Consider the following 21877-nt stretch of genomic DNA (forward strand, 5'->3'; position numbering starts at 1 on the left):
GAGAAACCCCGGCGACGCCGTGAGCGGATAGGCTGGGAGGCCAAGTCGCAGACCAACCAGGATCTTTTCGCTTCGAGGACTGGCCAATCACGTGTTCGAGACGCTTTCCGACCGGCTGACATCGGTCTTCTCCTCCCTTCGTGCCAAAGGACGGCTGTCCGACGCCGACATCGACGCCACCTGCCGCGAGATTCGCATCGCCCTGCTTGAGGCCGACGTCGCGCTTCCCGTGGTGAAGGCGTTCGTCGCCCAGGTCAAGGAGCGTGCCCGCGGCGTCGAGGTGTCCCAGGCACTCAACCCCGCGCAGCAAGTCGTCAAGATCGTCAACGAAGAGCTGATCCAGATCCTGGGCGGTGAGACCCGGCGGCTCCGCTACGCCAAGAACCCGCCCTCGGTGATCATGCTCGCAGGTCTGCAGGGTGCCGGTAAGACGACCCTCGCCGGCAAACTCGCCCGCTGGTTGCGCGAGCAGGGCCACGTGCCCCTGCTGGTCGCCTGTGACCTGCAGCGCCCCAACGCGGTCCAGCAGCTTCAGGTCATGGCCGAGCGCGCCGAGGTCGCGGTCTACGCCCCCGAGCCCGGCAACGGCGTCGGCGACCCCATCGCGGTCGCCCGCCAGTCGCTTGAGCACGCCACCCGCCAGCAGCACGACATCGTGGTCATCGACACCGCCGGACGCCTCGGCATCGACCAGGAGATGATGCAGCAGGCCGCAGACATCCGCGCCGCGGTCAACCCCGACGAGGTCCTCTTCGTCGTCGACGCCATGATCGGTCAGGACGCGGTCACCACCGCCCAGGCGTTCATGGACGGCGTGGGCTTCGACGGCGTCGTGCTCACCAAGCTCGACGGCGACGCCCGCGGCGGTGCCGCGCTCTCCGTGCGCCACATCACCGGCAAGCCCATCATGTTCGCCTCCACAGGCGAAAAGCTCGATGATTTTGACGTCTTCCACCCCGACCGGATGGCATCCCGCATCCTGGACATGGGTGACGTCCTCACCCTCATCGAGCAGGCTCAGCGCACGTTCGACGAGCAGGAGGCGGCCAAGGTCGCCGGCAAGCTCGCCTCCGGCGACAACTTCACGCTTGAGGACTTCCTTGAGCAGATGATGATGGTGCGCCGGATGGGCCCCATCAAGAACCTCCTCGGCATGATGCCCGGCATGGGGCAGATGCGCGATCAGCTCAACGAGATCGACGATCGCCACCTCGACCGCATCGCCGCGATCATCCGTTCCATGACCCCCGGCGAGCGGGCCGACCCCAAGATGATCAACGGCTCCCGCCGGGCCCGCATCGCCAAGGGGTCCGGCGTCACCGTGACCGAGGTCGGCAACCTCGTCATCCGCTTCTTCGAGGCCCAGAAGATGATGAAGCGCGTGGCCGGCGGCATCGGCCTCCCCGGCATGCCGGGCGGGCGCAAGGGCAAGGCCGCCGCCCAGCAGAAGAAGGGCAAGAAGGGGCGCAGGGTCAGCGGCGACCCCCGCAAGGCCGCCCTCGGCAAGGCCGGGGCGGGCTCCTCCGCCGACGGCGGCGCCCAGCCCAAGCAGCCGGGCCTCGGCGCGCTGGGCAACCTCGGCGGCAAGCTGCCTCCGGGGCTCGAGCTTCCTCCGGGCTTTGATCCGTCTAAGTTCAAGTTCCCGGGTCAGAAGTAGGCCGGAGAGATCTGATAAGCGTTCGGCCCCGCGGGTGTCGCGGGGCCGAACGCTTTTCTTCGTCATTCAGGGGAGTCCGGCTTGAGGGCGTTAGTCGGCGGCGGCGTTCCATCGCCATCCAGTCAAGATCGCATAAGCGGGTACGGCAGGAGCCCGATGGAGGTGTGCCGAGTGGGGCCGCCTGGGGGCGCTTCTCTCACGCGGCACAGTGCTTGCGGTTCTGACGGCGGGGGCCCTTGTGCACCGCCGGGGCTTCCCCAAGGGCTTTGCGCGGCTTTTCGCCCACCCGTGTCCGGTGTAGCCGGGTCACCTGTCCGGCTCTGATGTGGCCGACGCGCTGGGGTTGGCCGAAGGCGCGGATCTCCGTTTCCTCCGGCTTCCGCCGTACAGTGCCGCTGCCCCCAGGCCGAGGGCGGCCACTCCAAACGCACCCGTGACGCCGATTTGTGCGCCTGTGAAGGGAAGCTCCGGACCGTGCAGGTCATATGGGCCGTAGACCCGGCCGGCACTGTAGGTGTGCACCTTGTCTTCCTCGTCGACGTGTCCGGTGCCGCAGTCGTCGTCGCGATCGTCGCGGCATTCGTGATGTGATGGCCGGTGCTTGCTGGGGATCGGGTTAGGCGTGCGGATATGCGGCGGTTCGGGGGTGGGGGCCGGGGGAGTGGGGGTAGGGCTTGGGCTCGGCTCGGTGCCGCAGGTCGCCCGCGCGTCGCCCAGCGAGACCGAGACGAGTGGGCCGTCGTGGACGACCCTTCCCTCCACGTTCAGCAGCCGGCCCGCGACCGAGATCGTCGTGCGTGCCGAGGCGGTGAGGGGCGTCGCGGCCTCTTGGAACCGGTTCAGCGTGGCGGTCGGCGTGCCGGTGGCGACGCTGGGATAGCCGATTTGAGAGCCGGTGACCGGAATGCTGCTCTCGCCGTCCCCGATGAGGACATTCGCGACCATCGGCACATTGACCGCGGCCTGCACCGTCGAGGCACCCGGCGGAGCGCATCGGGCGGACGTGTGCAGGGACGCGACACTGATCAAATCCGGCCCACCTGGCTTGAGCCGTACGCTCGTCACATTGTGGGTGTTCTCCGCGCTCCATCGGCTCGTCGCCGGGTCGCCCATGGTTGTCGTGTTCGTGGCGGCGATGCTCACCAGGCTTCGCACATTGTCCGGATCGACGGAGAGATCGGCCGTGGTGACGCCCCCGCCGGCACCCGTCGCGACAGCACCCCATGTGCCGTCGAATCCCGGCTGCGGCAGGGCGGGCACACCCTCCATGTGCAGTCGCACGGCAGTGGCGTCCGACGAATCCCCGTCCGCGTGCACCGGCCCAAGGCCGATCAAGGTGGAGAGCACGGCTATCGCCGCGGCCCCCAGCGTGGCACCGGACGCCCAGGTGAACGGGGGTGCGGACGTGCTGCTCATGCGTGATCTCCCATGGTCTTGCATTAAAGGGAGGGAGCGGGGAACGTTATGCGGGGCGACACGCGGTGGGCAGGGGAATTACCGACCTGAGGGAAAACGAGGGGAAAGCCTTTTCGGCGCGGTGTGTTCCGTCCCGCCGGGGGGCAGGGTTCTGATGATCGGCGTGGTGAGTGTACGGTCGCACCCCTGTTCGTCTGGCACAATGGTGCGTTGGAACATCGTGGCCATGCGGGTGCCCTCTCACCCCCGCTGGATCGCGCCTGTCCCTCGGGCGGTCTCGCGTCGTGCCCCACTCGATGAGATGCCGTTCACTCACGCTTAAAGTCCAGGAGAGACCACACCCGTGGCAGTCAAGATCAAGCTCAAGCGGCTCGGCATGATCCGCAACCCGCAGTACCGCATCGTCATCGCCGACAGCCGCACCAAGCGCGACGGTCGGGCGATCGAGGAGATCGGTCTTTACCACCCGAAGGAGACCCCCTCGCGCATCGAGGTCGACTCCGAGCGGGCGCAATACTGGCTGGGTGTCGGCGCGCAGCCGACCGAGCCCGTGCTCAAGATCTTCAAGCTCACCGGCGACTGGCAGAAGTTCAAGGGCCTGCCCGCCCCCGAGCCGCTGAAGGTGGCCGAGCCCAAGGCCGACCGCCACGCGGTTTACGAGGCGGCCGCCAAGGAGGCCCTCGGCGGTGACACCGGTGCGCCGGCCACCACCCCGAAGAAGACCAAGAAGACCGTCAAGGCCGACGAGCCCGCGGCCGAGACCCCGGCCGCTGAGCCGGCGGCAGAGACCAAGCCGGAAGGCGAGGCCTGAGGTGATCGAGGAGGCCCTCGAGCACCTGGTTAAGGGCATCGTCGAGCATTCCGACGACGTCCGGGTCCGCGCACGCCGCATTCGCAGCGGGCGCGTGCTTGAGGTCCGGGTCCACCCTGAGGACCTCGGCAAGGTCATCGGACGTGGCGGTCGCACGGCCAAGGCCCTGCGCACCGTGGTCAACGCGCTGGCGGAGGGCAAATACGTCCGGGTCGACCTGCTCGACCTCCACGAGGTCCGCTAGGTCGTCCGCAAGGCATGTCAGGAGCGGCCCACGACTTCGGTCGTGGGCCGCTCAGCCGTTGCACACCCCTCGCTCGGACCGGACATCCGGCTCGGAGAGGATGGAAACGGCGCCTCTGTTATCCGCTATTGATCGCATAAGGACAGTTTTCACGTGCAGCTTGTCGTGGGCCGCATCGGCCGACCACACGGACTCCGCGGCGAGGTGACCGTCGAGGTGCGCACCGACGACCCCGGCCTGCGCTTCGCCATCGGCACCGCCATCGCCACCCAGCCCGCCGAGACCGGCCCCCTCGTCGTCGAGACCACACGGTGGCACCAGAGCACGCTGCTCGTGCGCTTCGAGGGCGTGGGCGACCGCGACGGCGCCGAGAGCCTCCGCGGCACCATGCTCGTGATCGACTCCGCGGACATCCCGCTCAGCGACGACCCCGACGAGTTCCACGACCACCAGTTGATCGGCCTGGCCGTCGAGACCGTCGAGGGGGAGGCCGTCGGCGAGGTGGCCGATGTGCTCCACCACGGCCAAGATCTCCTCGTGGTGCGCAAGAAGCAGGGCGGCGACGCCTACATCCCCTTTGTGAAGGCCCTGGTGCCCGTCATAGACGTCGAAGCCGGCCGCCTGGTCGTCGACGCCCCGCCCGGCCTTCTGGACGCGAACGAGACCGACTGATCCCGTGCGCATCGACATCATCTCCATCTTCCCCGAATACTTCGCCCCGCTCGACGTCTCCCTGATCGGCAAGGCGCGCGAACGCGGCACTCTGGACGTCCGCCTGCACCAGTTGCGCGACTGGACCCACGACATCCACCGCACTGTGGACGACACCCCCTACGGCGGCGGTCCCGGCATGGTGATGAAACCCGAACCCTGGGGTGAGGCGATCGACGCCGTCCTCGCAGGCGAGGCCGAGGGCCCGCGACTGATCGTGCCGACCCCCAGCGGCCGCCCCTTCACCCAGGGCCTCGCCCTCGACCTCGCCGCCGAACCCTGGCTGCTGTTCGCCTGCGGGCGCTACGAGGGCATCGACTCCCGCGTCATGGCGGAATACGGCTCCCGCCTGCGTGTCGACGAGGTCAGCATCGGCGACTATGTCCTGGCCGGCGGTGAAGTGGCCGTGCTCGTGATGGTCGAGGCGATCGGCCGGCTCCTGCCCGGAGTGCTGGGAAACGCCCAATCGGTCTCGGACGACTCCTTCGCCCCCGGCACCATGGCCAACCTCCTGGAAGGGCCGGTCTTCACCAAACCCCCCGTCTGGCGCGGCCGCGAGGTGCCCCCCATCCTCCTGTCCGGCCACCACGGCAAGATCGCCAGATGGCGGCGGGACGAGGCGCTGCGCCGCACCGCCGCCAACCGCCCCGAGCTGCTGGCCGGGCTCGGCCCGGAAACCCTCGACAAACACGACCGAGCGGTGCTCGCGGAGCTTGACTTCCCGGGCTGATTTCAGGTCTGGGTGGAAAATATGGCAGACTGAAGCGCTGCTGTCGGCCTTGGTGCCGACGTGGCATGGCCGGCCGGTTTCAGGTTCGGCCCGATGACTTAATCGCCCAGCGCGTGTGTCCCCTTCGTCGCGGTGCTCCGCACAGCCGAGTGGACCTCCGCGCGCTCACGTAATGAGGGACCGCTGTCATGCACACGCAGATCCAGGAGATCGAGAAGGCCTCGATGCGCAGCGACATTCCGGCCTTTCGCCCGGGTGACACGCTGGAGGTCCACGTTCGAGTCGTCGAGGGCAACCGGTCGCGCATCCAGGTTTTCAAGGGCTTCGTGCTGCGCCGCCAGGGCGGCGGCATCCGTGAGACCTTCACCGTGCGCAAGGTGAGCTACGGCGTCGGCGTCGAGCGGACCTTCCCGGTGCACAGCCCCGTCATCGAGAAGATCGACCTCGTGACCCGCGGTGACGTCCGCCGCGCCAAGCTTTACTACATGCGCGACCTGCGCGGCAAGGCCGCCCGCATCCGCGAGAAGCGGGACGCGGTGCCTGCCAAGTAAGGCATCTCACCTTCCGGTCGACTCGGCCCGCCTGCCCTTGGGGCGCGGGCCGTTTCGCGTTCCCTCTTCACGGACCTTTCGGGGGCCTTACGGGGGTCTGGTGGGGCATGCTCGCTGGGGTTCCTGCTTCGCCCTGCCCGTTACCTTTCTGATCCTCCCCGTGGACCGCTGATCCTCCCCGTGGACCGCTGACCGTCCCCGTGGACCGCTGTCGCCGCGGGGCGTCAGGCGTGCCCGCCGACCGTCACTTCGCCGACAGCCGGCGCCGGCACACCCTCCAGTACCTCGCCGACCCGCTCGGCCGCCCGCCGCAATCCGGTCGACCGCGAGGCGTCCAGCCGTACCAGGGGCTCCACCGTGACGGCGATCCTCCGGCCCCGGCCGGCACGCTCTCAGCACCTCGGCCACCCGCTCAATTGCCCACAGCGGTAATGCGGAGGATGTGAAATCTGAGCCCTGTGAGGCTTATCGCGTGGTTTCGCAAAGCCTGCGGGTTATGCCAGGCCGCATGGCGGGGGAGCGTGCGACTGGGCTTCGCCGTACCGGCTCTTAAAGTCGGAGGGACAATCCTCACTAAGCGGAGAACCTTTCCGACATTCGTGATGGATGCCGTACGGCACGGCCGTGAGGACGGCACTCGGCACCATATCGAGTTGGTCATCATCTAGGCTCGTCAGAGATGGCAGCAGGATCCGGGGTGCACCGCGGCAGCGGGTGGCCCTGCCGAGGACGAGGTGGACGTGGTCGCCGAAGACACCCAGAAGCCGGCTAAGCGTGGCGGCAAGGCGAAGAAGGGCTCGTTCTGGAGAGAACTGCCGGTTCTTGTCGTCGTCGCACTTGTGCTCGCTCTGTTGATCAAGACGTTTGTGGTTCAGGCGTTCTACATCCCGTCCGAGTCGATGGAGAACACCCTCCTCACCAACGACCGGGTGCTGGTCAACAAGCTCGTCTACCACACCCGCGACATCGAGCGCGGAGACGTGGTCGTCTTCTCCGGAGTGGACTCCTGGGACAGCGAGGTCAAGCTTGAGGAGCCGTCCAACCCCTTCGCGGCATTCTTCCGGTGGGTCGGCACGGCCTTCGGTGTGGTGCCCGGGGAGAAGGACTACATCAAGCGAGTCATCGGCGTCGGCGGTGACACCGTCAAATGTTGCGACGACAAGCGACGTGTGACGGTCAACGGCGTCCCGCTCGACGAGCAGAGCTACCTCTATCCCGGCGATGTTCCGTCCACCACCCCCTTCGAGGTGAAGGTCGAGAAGGGGCGCCTCTGGGTGATGGGCGACCACCGGTCGGTGTCGCTCGACTCCCGCACGCACATCGGTGACCCCGGCGGCGGCACCATCCCCGTGGACAAGGTCGTCGGCCGCGCCTTCGTGATCGTCTGGCCGTTCTCGCGGGCTGCGGTCCTGCCGATCCCCGAGACCTTCGCCCAGCCCGCCCTCAACGCCGCGGCGGGCGCGGCCCCGCTACTCGTAGGGTTCGCGGGTGCGGTCCCTCTGATGCTCCTGCGCCGGCGCCGGCTGCTTAAGCGCTGACAGCTTCCCGCAGCGGCCGAATCATCCCCTCGTCGACCGGTAGCCTCAATGCCATGACCGCCACTGAGAACATCGGACCGGATGAACCCGCCTCACCCCAGCGGGGCGCCGGATCCGCTGAGACCCCGGAGTCGGCCGAGAAGGCCGACTCCGACGCACAGGAGAGCGCGGAGCCGCCGAAGAAGAAGCGCGGCAAACGTGGCGCCGTGGTGGAGTTGCTGGCCTTGGTCGTCGTCGGCGTCGTTACAGCGATGCTCCTCCAGGCCTTTGTGGTCAAGCCCTTCTGGATCCCCTCAGAGTCGATGGAGAACACCCTGCTCGTGAGCGACCGCGTGCTGGTCAACCGGCTCGACGGCACCACTGAGCGCGGGGACATCGTGGTGTTCAAGGGGTGGGACGGTCTCGACACCATCAAACGTGTGATCGGCGTCGGCGGCGACACCATCAAGTGTTGTGATGACAAACAGCGGATCACGGTGAACGGTCACCCTCTGGAGGAGAAGTCCTACATCCACCCCGATGACTTCCCAAGTGACCCCTTCGAGGTGAAGGTGCCGCAGGGGCGGTTGTGGCTGATGGGTGATCATCGTTCCCGGTCGGTCGACTCCCGCAGCCATCAGGAGGCCAAGGGAGACGGCACGATCTCCGAGGACGACGTGATCGGCCACGCCTTCGCGATCTACTGGCCGCTGTCCCGTGCCAAGTTCCTCTCAACGCCCGACAGTTTTAGCAAGCTGCCATAAGTGTCGATTCAGGCGTACCCTGTCTTCATGCTCGTGGTGCTCATGGTCTTGCTCGCATGGGTCCACATCGGCCGGGCCACTCGTGCCGCCGATGCCCTCCACGTGAGGGGTCTCCCCAGGGAGGTCCGTCGCGCCGGAGGGTTCTGGGCGGCGGTCCCGTGCGCAAGTCCCCTTCCACACCGCGTGGTGCCATGAGCGTGACCTTCCGCCCCCGCCCCAGCGTCGTCAGGCGCGACGCGGGCCTCTACGGCTATGAGCGGGCCCTGGCCCGGCGAGGACTGGGCCCCATCGCCGGCGTGGACGAAGCAGGCCGGGGTGCGTGCGCCGGCCCCCTCGTGGTCGCCGCCGTGGTGCTGGGCCGCCCGATCGACGGCCTCGGCGACTCCAAACTGCTCACCGCCGCCACGCGGGAGCGCCTCTTCGACCGGATCACCGCGACCGCCAAGGACATCGGCGTCGTGGTCGTGCCCCCCGGCGAGATCGACGCCCGCGGCCTCCACAAGTGCAACGTCGAAGGCATGAGGCGAGCCGTGGCCAGGCTATCCTGTGACCTTGGCTATGTGCTTACCGACGGGTTCCCGGTGCCCGGCATGCCGGCGCCCTCCCTGGCGGTCTGGAAGGGCGACCAGGTCGCGGCTTGCGTGGCGGCCGCCTCGATCGTGGCCAAGGTCACCAGGGACCGGATGATGTCCGACCTGGACCAGCGTTATCCCCAATACGGCTTTGCCGTACACAAGGGTTATGTCACCCCCGGTCATCGCCGCGCACTCAGCGCCCACGGCCCCTGCCAGGACCACCGCTTCTCCTTCGTAACGGTGGCGCGAGCAGGGCGGGGCGGTGAGATGGGTGAGAATGAAGTGGGGGCTGGTGTCGCCTGATTCGGGTGGCACTGAGCGAGGTGCGACAGGAGGATCCGCATGAGCGCAGAGGATCTCGAAAAATACGAGACCGAGATGGAGCTGCAGCTCTACCGCGAATATCGCGATGTCGTCAGCCTGTTTACCTATGTCGTCGAGACTGAACGGCGCTTTTACCTGACCAATTCCGTGGATCTCGACGTGCGTACGGCCGAGAACGGCGACGTGTTCTTCGACGTGAAGATGCACGATGCGTGGGTATGGGATATGTACCGCCCAGCCCGCTTCGTCAAGAACGTCCGCGTCGTCACGTTCAAGGACGTCAACGTGGAAGAACTCGCCAAGCCCGACCTGGAGATGCCTAAGGAAGGCTTCTCAGGCTGACCCTCGCCGGGCTGGCCCTGCACCGGTTCTGGCGAACGCACCTCCGCGTTCGCCTCGGTGTGCTTCAGCCATCCCTCGTGGCTATAGTCGGCTATCCGGCCTGGTTTTAGGACGATCTTCTCGGGGCCTGTTTGGTCTGTTTTGCCTCTCATGGCCGCCGGATTCGGTTTTGCGGTCGTCTATGGGCTGTAGGGGCCTGGCGTCGCAGGGCGTACTCGGCCGATCATGATGGCCTTCATCCACGCCGCCGCCCTCCTCCTCAACTGGCCGGCCTCCTTGGCTACCTCTGTCCTCCTCGTAACTCTGGACAAACCGGTGACTCTGGTGGGTGGAACCTCCTGATCACCTAAGTCGCGATGTAGTGCGGACTTGTCATGAACCCACAGGTGGAGGCGCCTGGTTCAGGCGAGTTATCCACAGGAAACCCCTCCCAAATCGACCCCCGAAAAGGTTGTCCCCAGAATGCGGCTGGACGGCCCGGCGATCTCTGGTTTTAGGCCAAGCTCTGTGGCCGAGGGGGTGGTCCCATGGTCGCCAAGCACGAGCTGGGACGCAGTGGAGAACAGATGGCCGTCGACTATCTGGTGGCCCGGGGCATGCAGATACTCGACCGCAACTGGCGGTGTCGTTACGGCGAGCTCGACGTGGTCGCGCGTGACCGCAGCGAGCTGGTCGTGATCGAGGTCAAGACAAGATCTGGGCGCAGACACGGCTCGGCCTTCGAGTCCGTGACGACCGACAAGCTGCGACGAATCCGGGCGCTGGCGGCCCGCTGGGCACAGGCACAACGGCTGGCGGCAGGTCCAGGAAACTGCATCGCCTTTAGCGCGATCCGCGTGGATGTCGTCGCCCTTGAACGCATCGGTGCCACTTACACCATTCGGCATGACCGGGGGGTGGCCTAAATGGCAGTCGCGCGCACCCATTGCGTGGCGATCGTCGGAGTCGGCGGGCACACCGTCGAGGTCGAGGCCGACATCGGCAACGGACTGGCCGGCATGCACCTCATCGGCCTGCCCGACACCGCTCTCAGCGAAGCCCGCGACCGCGTCAGGTCGGCCTTGGTCAACAGCCGTTTCCCATGGCCCGACACCCGCATCACCGTAAGCCTGTTCCCCGCGACCCTGCCCAAGCGGGGCAGCCAATTCGACCTCGCGGTAGCCGTGGCCATACTGGGCGCGGCCGGCGTCGTGCCCGTCGACCGCGTGGCCGAGCACTACTTCCTCGGCGAGCTTGGCCTCGACGGCCGGCTGAGGCCCGTCCGCGGCCTGCTCCCGGCAGTGCTAGCGGCGGCCGAAGCCGGCTGCCCCACGGTCGTGGTGCCCGCGGCCAACGCGGCTGAGGCGTCCTTGGTGCCCGACATCACGATCGTCCCCATGAACGACCTGCGCTCCCTCGTGGACTGGCTCCAGAAGGACGATCCCATTTCCGATATGCCGGTGGTGATCCGTCAACCAGGGGAGTCCAGCGACGGAGACACCACCGCGGACCTCTGCGAAGTGGTCGGTCAACCTATAGGACGTCGAGCCCTTGAAGTCTGCGCCGCCGGAGGCCACAACCTTTGGATGCTGGGCCCACCCGGCACCGGCAAGACCATGCTCGCCGAACGCATGCCCACACTGCTCCCACCCCTGGAGCGCGATCACGCCCTGGAGGTCACAGCCATCCACTCCGTCGCCGGAGTGCTTCCTCCCGACTGCCCTTTGCTCACCCGCGCGCCCTTCATCAGTCCCCACCACACCGCGACCGTGGCCTCCGTGGTCGGCGGAGGCACCGGCATGATCAGGCCAGGAGCCGTCTCCCTCGCCCACAGAGGAATCCTGTTCCTAGACGAGGCCCCCGAGTTCCCAAGAAGCGTCCTAGATTCCCTACGCCAACCCCTGGAGTCCGGCTTCGTCACAGTGTCGAGAGCCTCCGGCACCGTGACCTTCCCCGCCCGCTTCACCCTGATCCTCGCCGCCAACCCCTGCCCATGCACCCAGGCATCCGAACAGGGCGAGGCCTGCCGCTGCACCCCAACCGTCCGCCGCCGATACCTAGGCCGCCTATCCGGCCCCCTCCTAGACCGCATCGACGTCAAGATCACAGTAGCCCGCTCCTCCCGCAGCGAACTCCTGGCCGATCGAAGCTTCGTAGAGTCCAGCAAAACCGTGGCAGAACGCGTCCTCCTGGCCCGCAGGAGAAGTGCCCGCCGCCTAGCCTCCACCCCGTGGAGAACCAACGCCGAGATCCCCTCCAGCGCCCTCCACTCCGACTTCCGCCCCCCAGACGAAGCCATGAAGCCCCTAACCGCCTGCCTGGACAACGGCTCCCTCAGCGCCCGAGGCCTAGACCGAGTAGTACGCGTCGCGTGGAGCATGAGCGACCTGTCCGGAAAGCGTTGCCCAGGCCCGGAGGAGACCGCCGGCGCCCTTGCACTTTGGCTGGGGATGGACCTGTGACCGCGATCGTGTGCCGGACCAAGCACCGGACGTGGCTGAAGCGGACCTCTGACCGGCCGATTACGTGCCGGTCTCTGGTGGATGGAGCGGATCAACGGTGACCTCGCCAATGCTTCGAGAAACAGCCCACGCCTTCGACGGTGTGGGCGGTCGGCCCAACCAGGAGGAAGGGGAAGCCGCAGTCCATCACAGGGCAACCGCACGGACACTCCACCGCCTCGGCGACCTCACTTATGGCGAGCGGACACTACATGGCGATAGCCGAGAGAGAACACCATGCGTTCTGGTGTCCCACCAACACAAGGGACCAGACCACAGAAAGGTCGAGCCAGATGACTTTGCCATGGAGAAGGCCGCCCCTGTCACCGCGGAAAGCGGGCCAGCGAGAGGAGAGCACTACTGGGGTCATCCAGGCGATGAGGGCTGGTTCGAGATAGAGAAGGCTCCTCAGCTGGGGCTGGACGACCCATATGTCTGGGGGATTCATGGTGGAGAGAAGTCGGATGTGTCGGGGGTTGCTCATCGATGGGATTCGAGCGACGCATTCCCCTGGAGCACTCCCGGTGAAGAGGGGCAGCCAGGAGTGGAAGGTCTTGCTCCATCAGGTCCAGTGACTTCTTCCCCCGCGGGAGTTCCTGAAAGCGAAAGTCGAGTCGGACCAGAGAGCGCCCCTCAGGTGGGCTCAGGTGGCATGCAACACCAGAGCAATCACGGTGCAGAGAGCCAGCCGGAAGAAGTTCGTCATCTGGGTACGGGTAAAGATGAGTCTGTCCTAGTCATGGGCGCGGGTTTCGCCTCCCCGCCGGTCGATAGACCAGTGTCCGATTCGGCCGTAGGCCATGACCCCCTGCCGGCCTCAGATCCATGCGTCGAGCCGGGAGGCTCAAGCGCCGACCGTGCCTCGCCTTCCAATACGGATCCCGTTTCCGGCGGCTTCTTGCCGACTTCCGATCCCAGGGCCGACTTCAAACCGATTGGTGCCTTGGGTACCGGTTGCACGTCGGGTGCTGATCCCGGGCAGGTGTCAGGTCCCGGTTTCACGACGGACTCTGGTGCGGATGCTAGCTCTGTGCCCGTTTCGGTGTTGGGCTCTGGCTGTGCGGCGGATTCTCCTTGTCTGTCGGCGTTCGATCCAGACACTGGGGATTCCAGCTGTGCCTCGGGTTCGGGTTCACGTTCGGACTCTGGCTGTGCTCAGGTTTCTAGTTCGGAAACTGACGTGGGTGTCGCCTCAGGCGTTGGTTCCGCATCAGTCTCCGAACTGAACCCTGGCCGTGACCGTGCCTCGGGTTCCGACTTTCGGCAACTCTCCGTTCAGGGCTCTAGCCGTCCCCAACCTTCACATCTGGGCCTTGCCTCGGGGAACATCGCGAATCTGGAGGATGCCTTGGCTATCCCGGACGTCGATTGCTCACATCCGGGCCTTGCTTTGGGGGAAGTCGCGGATGGTGGCGGCGATGGCCATGCCTGCCCAACCAGCACGTCCACTGCGAGCCCTCGTCCCCAATCGGCTCGCGGTGATGCTGGTGCCGTACCGAACTCCGATTCGGCTTTCGAGTGTGATCAGAGCCTTGACCACGTATCGGGATCTGATTCTGCATCGGGTTCTGAGCTTGAGCTCATACGGGGTTCTGAGCCTGAGATTGAGGCTGGGAGTGGGATCGGTCCCGAAGTCGGCGGTCTGCAGTCGGCCGGCGATCAGTCCCGTGAGCTAGGGGATCGAACTGACAGGGCGGCTTCTGAAAGGAGCGCCGATCCCATGCCTTCGGCTGCTCCTGGTGGAGGAAAGAGCAGTCACCGGCGGGAGGCGGTCGCTCGGGCCGCGCTCATGAGGATGTGTGAAGCGGGCGATCAGGTGATGGGGCGACTGGTTGAAGCCCAAGGCGCGGTCGATGCCTTCGATCGCATTCGTCTGCATGAACTGCCGTCTGAGTTCGTCGATGAGGAGATGGCACGGGCGCGAAAGCAGAGACGTACGTTCGACGCGGCCAAGCTGATCAGTGCGTGGACGAATCGGCTCGACAGTGCTGACCCGCTCACGGATCTTCGGATAGGGGAGGAACAGGGAGGAAGGCTTGTCGTGCCTGGGGATGTCGAATGGCCGACACAGCTCGATGATCTTGAGACTGGCCAACCCTTGGGACTGTGGCTTCACGGTTCTGCGGATCTGCGATTCTCCTGTCTACGTTCGGTGGGGGTCGTAGGGGCGCGGGCAGCGACGCCCTACGGAACCCACGTCGCCACCGAGATCGCCGCCGGTCTGAGCAGTGCGGGGTGGGGAGTTGTCTCGGGTGGCGCATATGGGATCGACGGGGCAGCACATCGTGGGGCGCTGGCCGGAGCGACCCCGACGGTGGCTGTGCTCGCCTGCGGGGCTGACGTCTGCTACCCAAGCGGACACCAGGACCTGTTCGCAGCGATCCGAAAATCCGGCCTGATCGTGAGTGAATGCCCTCCAGGAGTTCGCCCGACGAGAGCACGTTTCCTAGTGCGCAACCGTCTGATCGCCGCCCTCTCACGAGGCACACTCGTTGTGGAGGCCGCCCTGCGCAGTGGAGCTCTCAACACCGCCGCACATGCGTTGGCACTCAAGCGCCACCTCGGTGCCGTGCCGGGTCCAATCACCTCTCTCAACTCAGCCGGCTGCCACCGACTGATTCGAGATGCGAAAGCCACATGTGTCACCTCATGCGAGGAGATGATCGACCTGGTAGGAGTGCTTGGCGAGGAGGCCGCAGTCGAACAGGGCGGCCCAGTGGTGCCCCATGACGTTCTGTCTCCCAACACGCGCCTGGTCTTGGACGCCGTCCCAGCCCGTAGGGGCGCAGGCCCGGCAACTATCGCCACTACCGCCGGAGTCGACCTACCTACCGCGCTGAGTTCTCTCGGCAGCCTGGCCGCTGCAGGATATGTCGAGCGCGTGCCACAGGGGTGGCGCCTACGCCACACCCGGAACACACGGCATTCGCCAAGCTCGTCTGCGTCGGGTTGAGTGGTGGTTGCGTGGGTCTGGCTCTGCGCACTTCCTGGGGCGCCTGGTTTGCGCTGGTTACTCCGCCGTGATGGTAGTTGTGATCAATCTGTCTACCAGGGGCTTTTCTCTGCTCGGGGATTTGCGGGCTTGCTCTGTTCGGTTATCTGTTGGCCTTGGGGAAAGTGCTCGCGGGGGAAATAGTGGCTTGTTGTTCTGGGGATTGACTTATATGGCTAGTTTCATTGGGTTGTTGTGGAATTACGCAATCTAAACGTGGGGTATATGTCTGGAGGCTTGTACGTGGGGGTGGGGGGCGATATGGCACATTGTCGATCTTGTTGGCTTGCTGGTGGGTATGTGTTCGTTGGTGTTGGGGTGTTGGGGTGTTGGGTTTGGGTAAGGCGGCCCTGAATCTAGTGGGACCTGTATTTCTGGTCGTGTATCGGTGACGCTTGGCTGCACCTGGGGGGTTACGGAGAGGGCGCTGTCCTTGACGGAACGCCGTGGTGGGTGGTGGTTTGGGGTGGGTTGGGGTTCCTGCTGGGCTTGTCGGTCGTGGAGGCTGGGGGTGGCGGGTTCCGGTGGGATGTCGAGGGTTTTCTCGTATATTGCCGTGTATTGCGTGGAAAAACGCCGAAAGTTGGAGAGGGGCGTTAGGTCTGTTTGAGTAGCATGGCGATCATCGCAACCACCGGTGTGAGGTGCTTGTGAGAGTGTGCTAGTCGAACAGAGTCGCGTGGAGGGAAAATGGCTGCTGAGGGGAGGTTTAGGGGCGGGACTCAAATGGATGGGAGTAGTGAGTCTCCGGGATTCGAGCAGGTCGCGGGGGAGTTTCGGCGACACCTAGAGCTCGAGCGGAATCTCTCGTTTAACACCATTCGGGGCTATATGTCGGATCTAGCGGGATTTGTGGCCCACATTCGTTCCGAGGGTGAGGTGACGCTCCCCTCTATCGACGTTCACGTGATGCGTGAGTGGCTGGCCCTGCAGCACGATGCCGGCAGGTCGCGTGCGACCCTTGCGCGGCGGACCGCATTCCTGCGCACCTTCACCGCTTTTGCTCACCGCCGCGGCTGGCTGCGTCGGGATCCTGGGCTTCTCCTCGGTACGGCGAAGGCCACCAGGGCGTTGCCCGAAGTCCTCAACCGGTACGAGGCGAAGGCTGTGCTCGATCGTGGGCTTGTCGGGGTCGCCAAGGACGTGAAGGCGCTCAGGGATCAGGCGATCATGGAAGTGCTTTATGCCACCGGGCTGCGAGTTGGGGAGCTCTGCGGGCTTGATGTGGATGACGTCGATCGCGAGCGGTATGTCGTGCGCGTGGTTGGCAAGGGAGGTAAGGAGCGTTCCGTTCCCTTTGGTCGGCCGGCTCTTCGAGCTCTCGACGCGTGGACTGTGCGGGGGCGTGCACTCTGGGTGCGAGATTGCAGCGGGCCTGCCTTGTTGCTGGGCGTGCGAGGTGGGCGGATAGATCCCACGGCGGTGCGCCGGGTCGTTCATGCACGGCTGGGGCAGGTCGACGGTGTGCCTGACATGGGGCCGCATGGACTTCGTCACTCGGCTGCCACCCACCTTCTGGAGGGGGGAGCGGATCTGCGCAGTGTTCAGGAGTTGCTTGGGCACACTTCGCTCAACACCACACAGATCTACACGCACATCTCGATTGACCGCCTACACGCCGCCTACCGTCAGGCTCATCCACGAGCCTAGGGCGCCGTCCAATCTCCCCTATTTCCGAGTGCCCTTTCCACCTCCAGGTAGGTGGCCCCATTCCTATGTGCGCAGTCCCATCCGTCCAGCTGACGGCTCCCGGGTCCAGGCGAGGCTGGTTCGGCATATCTTCCTGAGGGCGGCCAGGCCTTCGTGTTGCGCGGGGCGTCGTGCTTGTAGGAAACGACGTCGTCGGCTACGTGCACCATCAGGCCGTCGAGGTCCTCGGCCGGGGTTCACGAACATGGTTTCTCGCCTCCGCTCTCTGCCGTGCGGCTGCTCTCAGCGCTTCTGTCTAACGGCGCGTCGTCAGGCGTGGGGTGGCCCAGGTTGGGGGAAGGCGACCGGGGCCGGCGGAGATTGAGGCTGCTCCTCTGGGAGCTGTTGGCATGCGTTGCTTCTGGTCTGGTGTCGGGATCAGCCGGCCCACATGGCTCCGCCGCAATTGGGTGGCGGGGCGGGGTGGGGGTGTTTGGCGCTGGCTTCTGTTTTCACGTGGTGTCGGCTTGTGGCGTGTTGTGTGTCTCAGCGGAGACGGCGTCGTGGGGAAACGTTCTTTGGAGGCGGTGAGTTTGAGGCTGCTCCTCTGAGAGCTGCTGGTGGTGTCTTGGTTCCTCAGAACGCGTCTGATCAGGCTTCGATTGACCTCAGTCGAGGCTCTGGTGTCCATTTCGGGGTTGAATAGACGGGGTGGGGGTTGAATGGATGAGGTGGGGGCTTGAATGGATGGGGTGGGGGCTTGAGTAGACGGGGTGGGCCCGGCTTTGGCGTCTTCTCGTGGGGTCAGCTCGTGGTGGGTTGTGGGTCCCAGCGCGGCAGTAGTCGTACCTGGGGTGGTCTGACAAGCAGGAGTGGGTTGAGATAGGTGCCGTCCCTGAGGAGACCCCAGTGAAGGCATGCCCTGGTGCAGTGACCGGCCGACTCCGTCACCACGCCTATGGGGTCGCCTGGTGAAACGGCTTGGCCTCGCCGTACCGACGCTCTTGCGGGGAGGTAGGTCGTGCGCAGGCCGTTGGGGTGCATTAGGGAGATCACTGCTCGTCCGCCGGCCTGGCCGGCGAAGTGCACGGTGCCCGTGCCTGCGGCTAGGACGGTCTGGCCTTCAGCCGCAGTCAGGTCCACTCCTCGGTGGCCGGCGAGCCAGGGGGCGGCGGGCGGTTGGAAGGCGCGGAGCACTTGAGGGCTGCCTTCCAAAGGCCATCGCCACTCGGGGCGTGCGTTGGTGCGGGGTGACGCTTCGTCAGGGTTGGGCGGGTGATGTCGGGGGATGCGACTTGCTTGGGGCCTGACGGGGGAGGGGGTGATCTGGGGTTTGGGGGGAGGTTGGCGCTGCTGCCAGGATGCAGTGATCTTGGGAGTAGTGGCTCTATTGGTCAATTTTGAGGGCTGGGGGTGCTGTGTGGGGATGGCGAGGGTTGCGTAGAGCAATCCGGTGGTGAGGAGAGCGGGCAGGACGGGCCTGGTGGGCGGACGGTGCCTCCTTGTGGCGGCGGCATCGCTGTTTCCACTGGTTGTCGTCGGGTGGGGAGGGAGGGTGCGGGTGGGATCCATGCCAGCACGATGACGGATCGCGAGGCTGTCTGTCGGGGGCGGCGGGGAATCTGTGGACAACGGTGACTGCGCAGGTTGAGCTGTGGATAACGGCGCGTCGATGAATGGCGGAGCGCCTGGGGCAACGCAAGGTAGGGGCGTTGAAACGGGGACGAGGGGTTCCTTGGGAGCCTGGTCTGCCGTTAATGGGGACCGGTGTGCCGCCAATTCGGAATGGCGCAGGCCCGGGGGGCCCAGTTCGTGGATCTGGAGGAGCCGGTCTGAGCGACCAGGGTTGGTTGAGCCGGCCTGGTTGAGCCGATCTGGGCAGTCGGGACTGGTTGAGTGGGGTTGGTCGAGGCAGTCTGGTTGAGTGGAGCTGCTTGAGCGGGTCCGGAAAGGCCGGTCCGATCAAGCCGGTCTGGATAAGCCAGTCCGATCAAGCCAGTCTGATCAAGCCAGTCTGATCAAGCCGGTCTGGATAAGCGCGTCTCGATGAAGTAGCCCACCACTCCCAGCCAACCGCAACCGGAAGAGAAGGCCGGGACGCCTGATGCCTACGTGGCCTTCGATACAGGTGTGACGAGCCAGTTCCGAACGCGGTTCGACGAAGAGACCCCGAGGTTCGGATTGGCGTGTGGGGTGAGGGGGCGTCGGGTGAGCGGTAGACTTTGCGATGGCCTGTCTTAGGCAGGCCGACTTCGCACGCCCGAAGGCGATGTTGCTCCCTCGGTCCGGATGTCGATTCGGCTGGAGTGACTCAGGGCGTCAGGCGCGGCGGCTCATGCGGTCGCCGCGGATAACCGAGAAACGCGCCCAGGCATGGGCGCCCCGATCAGGAGGACCATCACTATGGCCCCCGTCGTCACCATGCGACAGCTCCTTGAGAGCGGCGTGCACTTCGGCCACCAGACCCGCCGGTGGAACCCGAAGATGAAGCGTTTCATTTTCACGGAGCGCAACGGCATTTACATCATCGACCTGCAGAAGTCGCTGTCGTTCATCGACCGCGCCTATGACTTCGTCAAGGAGACGGTCGCGCACGGCGGTTCGATCCTGTTCATCGGCACGAAGAAGCAGGCTCAGGAGGCCATCGCCGAGCAGGCGACGCGGGTCGGCATGCCCTACGTCAACCAGCGTTGGCTGGGCGGCATGCTCACGAACTTCTCCACCGTGCACAAGCGGCTTCAGCGTCTGAAGGAGCTCGAGGAGCTCGACTTCGACAACGTGGCGGGTTCGGGGCTCACGAAGAAGGAGCTCCTCATGCGCCGCCGCGAGAAGGAGAAGCTGGAGCGCACCCTCGGCGGCATCCGGGACATGGCCCGTGTGCCGAGCGCGGTGTGGGTCGTGGACACCAAGAAGGAGCACATCGGCGTCAACGAGGCCCGCAAGCTCAACATCCCGGTTGTCGCGATCCTCGACACCAACTGCGACCCGGACGAGGTCGACTACCCGATTCCGGGCAACGACGACGCGATTCGTTCGGTCAGCCTGCTGACCCGCGTGATCGCGGACGCGGTGGCCGACGGTCTGATGGCGCGGGCCGGTGTGTCGCGTGGGGATGACAAGCCGGCGGCCGCCGCCGACGTCGAGCCCTTGGCCGAGTGGGAGCGCGAGCTGCTTGAGCGCACCGAGGCTGAGGCCCCGGCCGCCGCGGAGCCGCAGGCTGCCGCTCCCGAGGCCGCGGAGGCCGGCGAGGCCGCTGCTGAGGCCCCCGAGGCCACCGAGGCGGCTCCCGAGGCTCCTGAGGCGAAGGACACCGAGCAGGCGTGAGGTTCCGTACGGCGCAAGCCGTACTCCCGAGCTTCTCCGCACGGAGAGGTTCACCGGCTTTCCCCCGGGTGGGTGTGCGATGTCGCTCCGAGCCCTGGGCGGCCCGCTCGATGATCGGGCGGGTGGCCTGGGGCGGGGCCGTGGGCGCCCGCCCGGTCCACGACGACTTCCACGAGGAAATGACAATGGCTTCTGTGAACATGGCCGATGTCAAGCGGCTGCGTGAGCTGACCGCCGCGGGCATGATGGACTGCAAGAAGGCGCTGGAGGAGGCCGAGGGCGACTTCGACCGCGCCGTCGAGATCCTGCGCATCAAGGGTGCCAAGGACGTCGGCAAGCGTGAGGCGCGCACCGCCTCCAACGGCCTGGTGGCCGTCAAGCACGAGGGCGACGCCCTGGCGGGTCTGCTTGAGCTGGCCTGCGAGACCGACTTCGTGGCCAAGGGCGACCGGTTCCAGGAGTTGGCCGCGACGATCGTCGACCACATCGTGGCCACCAAGCCGGGCGACGTGCCGACCCTGCTGGAGTCGCAGATCGCCGGGCGTCCGGTCAAGGAGCTGCTCGACGAGGCCAACGCCGCTCTCGGTGAGAAGATCGAGGTGCGCAGGTTCTCGGTGCTGGAGGGTGGCTACGTCACCTCCTACATGCACAAGTCCGACCCGCAGCTTCCGCCGACCGTGGGCGTGCTGATCCAGCTCGACGTGCCCAACGCCGAGGTGGGCCGCTTCTTCGCGCAGCACACCGCCGCGATGGCGCCGAAGTACCTCAGCCCGGAGACCGTGCCGGCCGATGTGCTCGACAAGGAGCGTGCGGTCTTCGAGCAGATGACCCGCGAGGAGGGCAAGCCCGAGGGCGCCATCCCCAAGATCGTCGAGGGTCGCGTCAGCGCGTGGTACAAGGACTTCACGCTGGTTCAGCAGGCCTCGGTCCGCGACAACAAGACGCCGATCGCGAAGGTCGCGGAGGAGGCCGGGGTCAAGATCCTGGACTTCGTCCGCTTCAAGGTCGGCCAGGCCTAAGTCCCACCCGTGGAGCTCGCCGTGGATCGCTCTAGGAGCGGATCTCACGGAGGGCTCCTCTGGCTGTGTGGGGTCTTGTGCGAAGGGGTGTGTGGCCCTGAGTTTCCCCAAGGGGAGGCTAAGGGCCCTCGCAGGCGCATCGGTCGTGATCGAGGCGGGTGGTGGTCGCCCGGTTGGGCCGATCTCGGCTCTTGGCCGGTGATCGCCGGCGGAGCCGATCCGGCTCCGCGGGCCGTCGCCGGTCTTGAGCGGCTGGTCGTGTCAAACCGGCTCGGCCAGGGCTTGGGCGGCTGGTCGAGTCAAACTGGCTCGGCCAGGGCTTGAGTGGCTGGTCGTGTCAAACCGGCTCGGCCAGGGCTTGGGCGGCCGGCCGGGGCGAACCCGGCTCGGCCGGTCTTGAGTGACCGGCGGTGCGCCAGTGCACAGACCAAGGCGTGTGACATGAGTGCCGGCCCGGCACCGAGAGGCACGCGCCACGGCTCCACGACAGCCCGTGAGCCGCGTTATCCTCCCGGATGCACCGCCCGGGATGTACGAACCACCCCGCACGTCGGACAATCGAACATACGGCGCGGTGGCCGGCCGGCCCGGTCACCCGAGTCGAGCTCCCGGTCCGACCTGGGCCGGGGACGCCGCCGGACGGCTCGCCGCCCCCTGGGGGCGGACTCGCCAACGGAGGGTGGCATGCTCAAAGATCTAAGGGACTCAAAGGATAAGACCGGCAAGGTCCTGTCCCGGGCCAAGCACAGGATTGCCACATCCTAAGCTTGGACCAGCTCTTCTCTTATGAC

General features: G+C 66.0%; 20 protein-coding genes. 16 read left to right on the plus strand and 4 right to left on the minus strand.

Annotation, left to right across the window (positions count from 1 at the left end):
• Positions 1-91 precede the first annotated feature (91 nt).
• On the plus strand, positions 92-1657 hold the full coding sequence (gene ffh / locus Ssi02_RS08120; protein WP_204022795.1) for a signal recognition particle protein: 1566 nt from the start codon (positions 92-94) through the stop codon (positions 1655-1657).
• A 306-nt stretch (positions 1658-1963) separates the two neighbouring features.
• Here ffh and Ssi02_RS08125 read toward each other — a convergent pair whose 3' ends face one another.
• Positions 1964-3073: a hypothetical protein gene (locus Ssi02_RS08125; protein ID WP_204022798.1), complete on the minus strand. Its 1110-nt coding sequence runs from the start codon at positions 3071-3073 to the stop codon at positions 1964-1966.
• Positions 3074-3416: 343 nt separating this feature from the next.
• Here Ssi02_RS08125 and rpsP point away from each other — a divergent pair, with 343 nt between their 5' ends.
• From rpsP to rplS, 5 genes are all read left to right on the plus strand, one after another.
• Positions 3417-3884 (plus strand): 30S ribosomal protein S16, encoded by a 468-nt coding sequence (gene rpsP, locus Ssi02_RS08130; RefSeq protein ID WP_204022800.1) that lies wholly within the window; start codon positions 3417-3419, stop codon positions 3882-3884.
• Between the two features lies 1 nt (position 3885).
• Entirely contained in the window at positions 3886-4128 is a 243-nt protein-coding gene (locus Ssi02_RS08135) for an RNA-binding protein (protein ID WP_204022802.1), read from the plus strand.
• Between the two features lie 153 nt (positions 4129-4281).
• On the plus strand, positions 4282-4800 hold the full coding sequence (gene rimM / locus Ssi02_RS08140; protein ID WP_204022810.1) for a ribosome maturation factor RimM: 519 nt from the start codon (positions 4282-4284) through the stop codon (positions 4798-4800).
• Positions 4801-4804: 4 nt separating this feature from the next.
• Complete coding sequence (trmD, locus tag Ssi02_RS08145; protein ID WP_204022812.1) at positions 4805-5569, plus strand: tRNA (guanosine(37)-N1)-methyltransferase TrmD; 765 nt, start codon at positions 4805-4807, stop codon at positions 5567-5569.
• Between the two features lie 188 nt (positions 5570-5757).
• Entirely contained in the window at positions 5758-6120 is a 363-nt protein-coding gene (gene rplS / locus Ssi02_RS08150) for a 50S ribosomal protein L19 (RefSeq protein ID WP_204022814.1), read from the plus strand.
• A gap of 224 nt (positions 6121-6344) precedes the next feature.
• Here rplS and Ssi02_RS39245 read toward each other — a convergent pair whose 3' ends face one another.
• Complete coding sequence (locus tag Ssi02_RS39245; protein WP_275410624.1) at positions 6345-6476, minus strand: hypothetical protein; 132 nt, start codon at positions 6474-6476, stop codon at positions 6345-6347.
• 378 nt (positions 6477-6854) lie between these two features.
• Between Ssi02_RS39245 and lepB (Ssi02_RS08155) the strand changes: the two genes are divergently transcribed.
• From lepB (Ssi02_RS08155) to Ssi02_RS08180, 6 genes are all read left to right on the plus strand, one after another.
• Positions 6855-7658, plus strand: a complete 804-nt coding sequence (lepB, locus tag Ssi02_RS08155; protein ID WP_204022816.1) for a signal peptidase I — start codon at positions 6855-6857, stop codon at positions 7656-7658.
• 53 nt (positions 7659-7711) lie between these two features.
• Positions 7712-8401, plus strand: a complete 690-nt coding sequence (gene lepB / locus Ssi02_RS08160; protein WP_204022818.1) for a signal peptidase I — start codon at positions 7712-7714, stop codon at positions 8399-8401.
• 191 nt (positions 8402-8592) lie between these two features.
• Entirely contained in the window at positions 8593-9279 is a 687-nt protein-coding gene (locus tag Ssi02_RS08165) for a ribonuclease HII (protein WP_204022822.1), read from the plus strand.
• Between the two features lie 39 nt (positions 9280-9318).
• Positions 9319-9642: a DUF2469 domain-containing protein gene (locus Ssi02_RS08170; protein ID WP_204022825.1), complete on the plus strand. Its 324-nt coding sequence runs from the start codon at positions 9319-9321 to the stop codon at positions 9640-9642.
• 527 nt (positions 9643-10169) lie between these two features.
• Complete coding sequence (locus Ssi02_RS08175; RefSeq protein ID WP_204022828.1) at positions 10170-10547, plus strand: YraN family protein; 378 nt, start codon at positions 10170-10172, stop codon at positions 10545-10547.
• A complete protein-coding gene (locus Ssi02_RS08180) occupies positions 10548-12083 on the plus strand; it encodes a YifB family Mg chelatase-like AAA ATPase (protein ID WP_204022831.1) in 1536 nt (511 codons plus the stop codon). It begins immediately after the preceding gene.
• Positions 12084-13794: 1711 nt separating this feature from the next.
• On the opposite strand, the gene Ssi02_RS39580 is transcribed toward Ssi02_RS08180, so the two are convergent.
• Entirely contained in the window at positions 13795-14217 is a 423-nt protein-coding gene (locus Ssi02_RS39580) for a hypothetical protein (RefSeq protein WP_307825604.1), read from the minus strand.
• On the opposite strand from Ssi02_RS39580, the gene dprA reads away from it, so the two are divergent.
• Both dprA and Ssi02_RS08190 read left to right on the plus strand, forming a co-directional pair.
• Positions 14164-15075: a DNA-processing protein DprA gene (dprA, locus tag Ssi02_RS08185; protein ID WP_307825603.1), complete on the plus strand. Its 912-nt coding sequence runs from the start codon at positions 14164-14166 to the stop codon at positions 15073-15075. The genes Ssi02_RS39580 and dprA overlap by 54 nt on opposite strands.
• A 765-nt stretch (positions 15076-15840) precedes the next feature.
• Positions 15841-16764 carry a tyrosine recombinase XerC gene (locus Ssi02_RS08190; protein ID WP_239128699.1) on the plus strand — a complete coding sequence of 308 codons (924 nt, stop codon included), beginning with the start codon at positions 15841-15843 and terminating at the stop codon, positions 16762-16764.
• Between the two features lie 783 nt (positions 16765-17547).
• Here Ssi02_RS08190 and Ssi02_RS08195 read toward each other — a convergent pair.
• The gene (locus tag Ssi02_RS08195; protein WP_204022844.1) at positions 17548-17940 is read right to left on the minus strand and encodes a M23 family metallopeptidase; all 393 of its coding nucleotides are present in this window, start codon (positions 17938-17940) and stop codon (positions 17548-17550) included.
• Between the two features lie 1206 nt (positions 17941-19146).
• Between Ssi02_RS08195 and rpsB the strand changes: the two genes are divergently transcribed.
• Both rpsB and tsf read left to right on the plus strand, forming a co-directional pair.
• On the plus strand, positions 19147-20067 hold the full coding sequence (rpsB, locus tag Ssi02_RS08200; RefSeq protein WP_204022847.1) for a 30S ribosomal protein S2: 921 nt from the start codon (positions 19147-19149) through the stop codon (positions 20065-20067).
• Positions 20068-20252: 185 nt separating this feature from the next.
• Complete coding sequence (gene tsf, locus Ssi02_RS08205; RefSeq protein WP_204022849.1) at positions 20253-21086, plus strand: translation elongation factor Ts; 834 nt, start codon at positions 20253-20255, stop codon at positions 21084-21086.
• The last annotated feature ends 791 nt before the right edge of the window (positions 21087-21877 follow it).

The sequence above is a fragment of the Sinosporangium siamense genome, assembly GCF_016863435.1.
GTDB classification, from domain to species: domain Bacteria; phylum Actinomycetota; class Actinomycetes; order Streptosporangiales; family Streptosporangiaceae; genus Sinosporangium; species Sinosporangium siamense.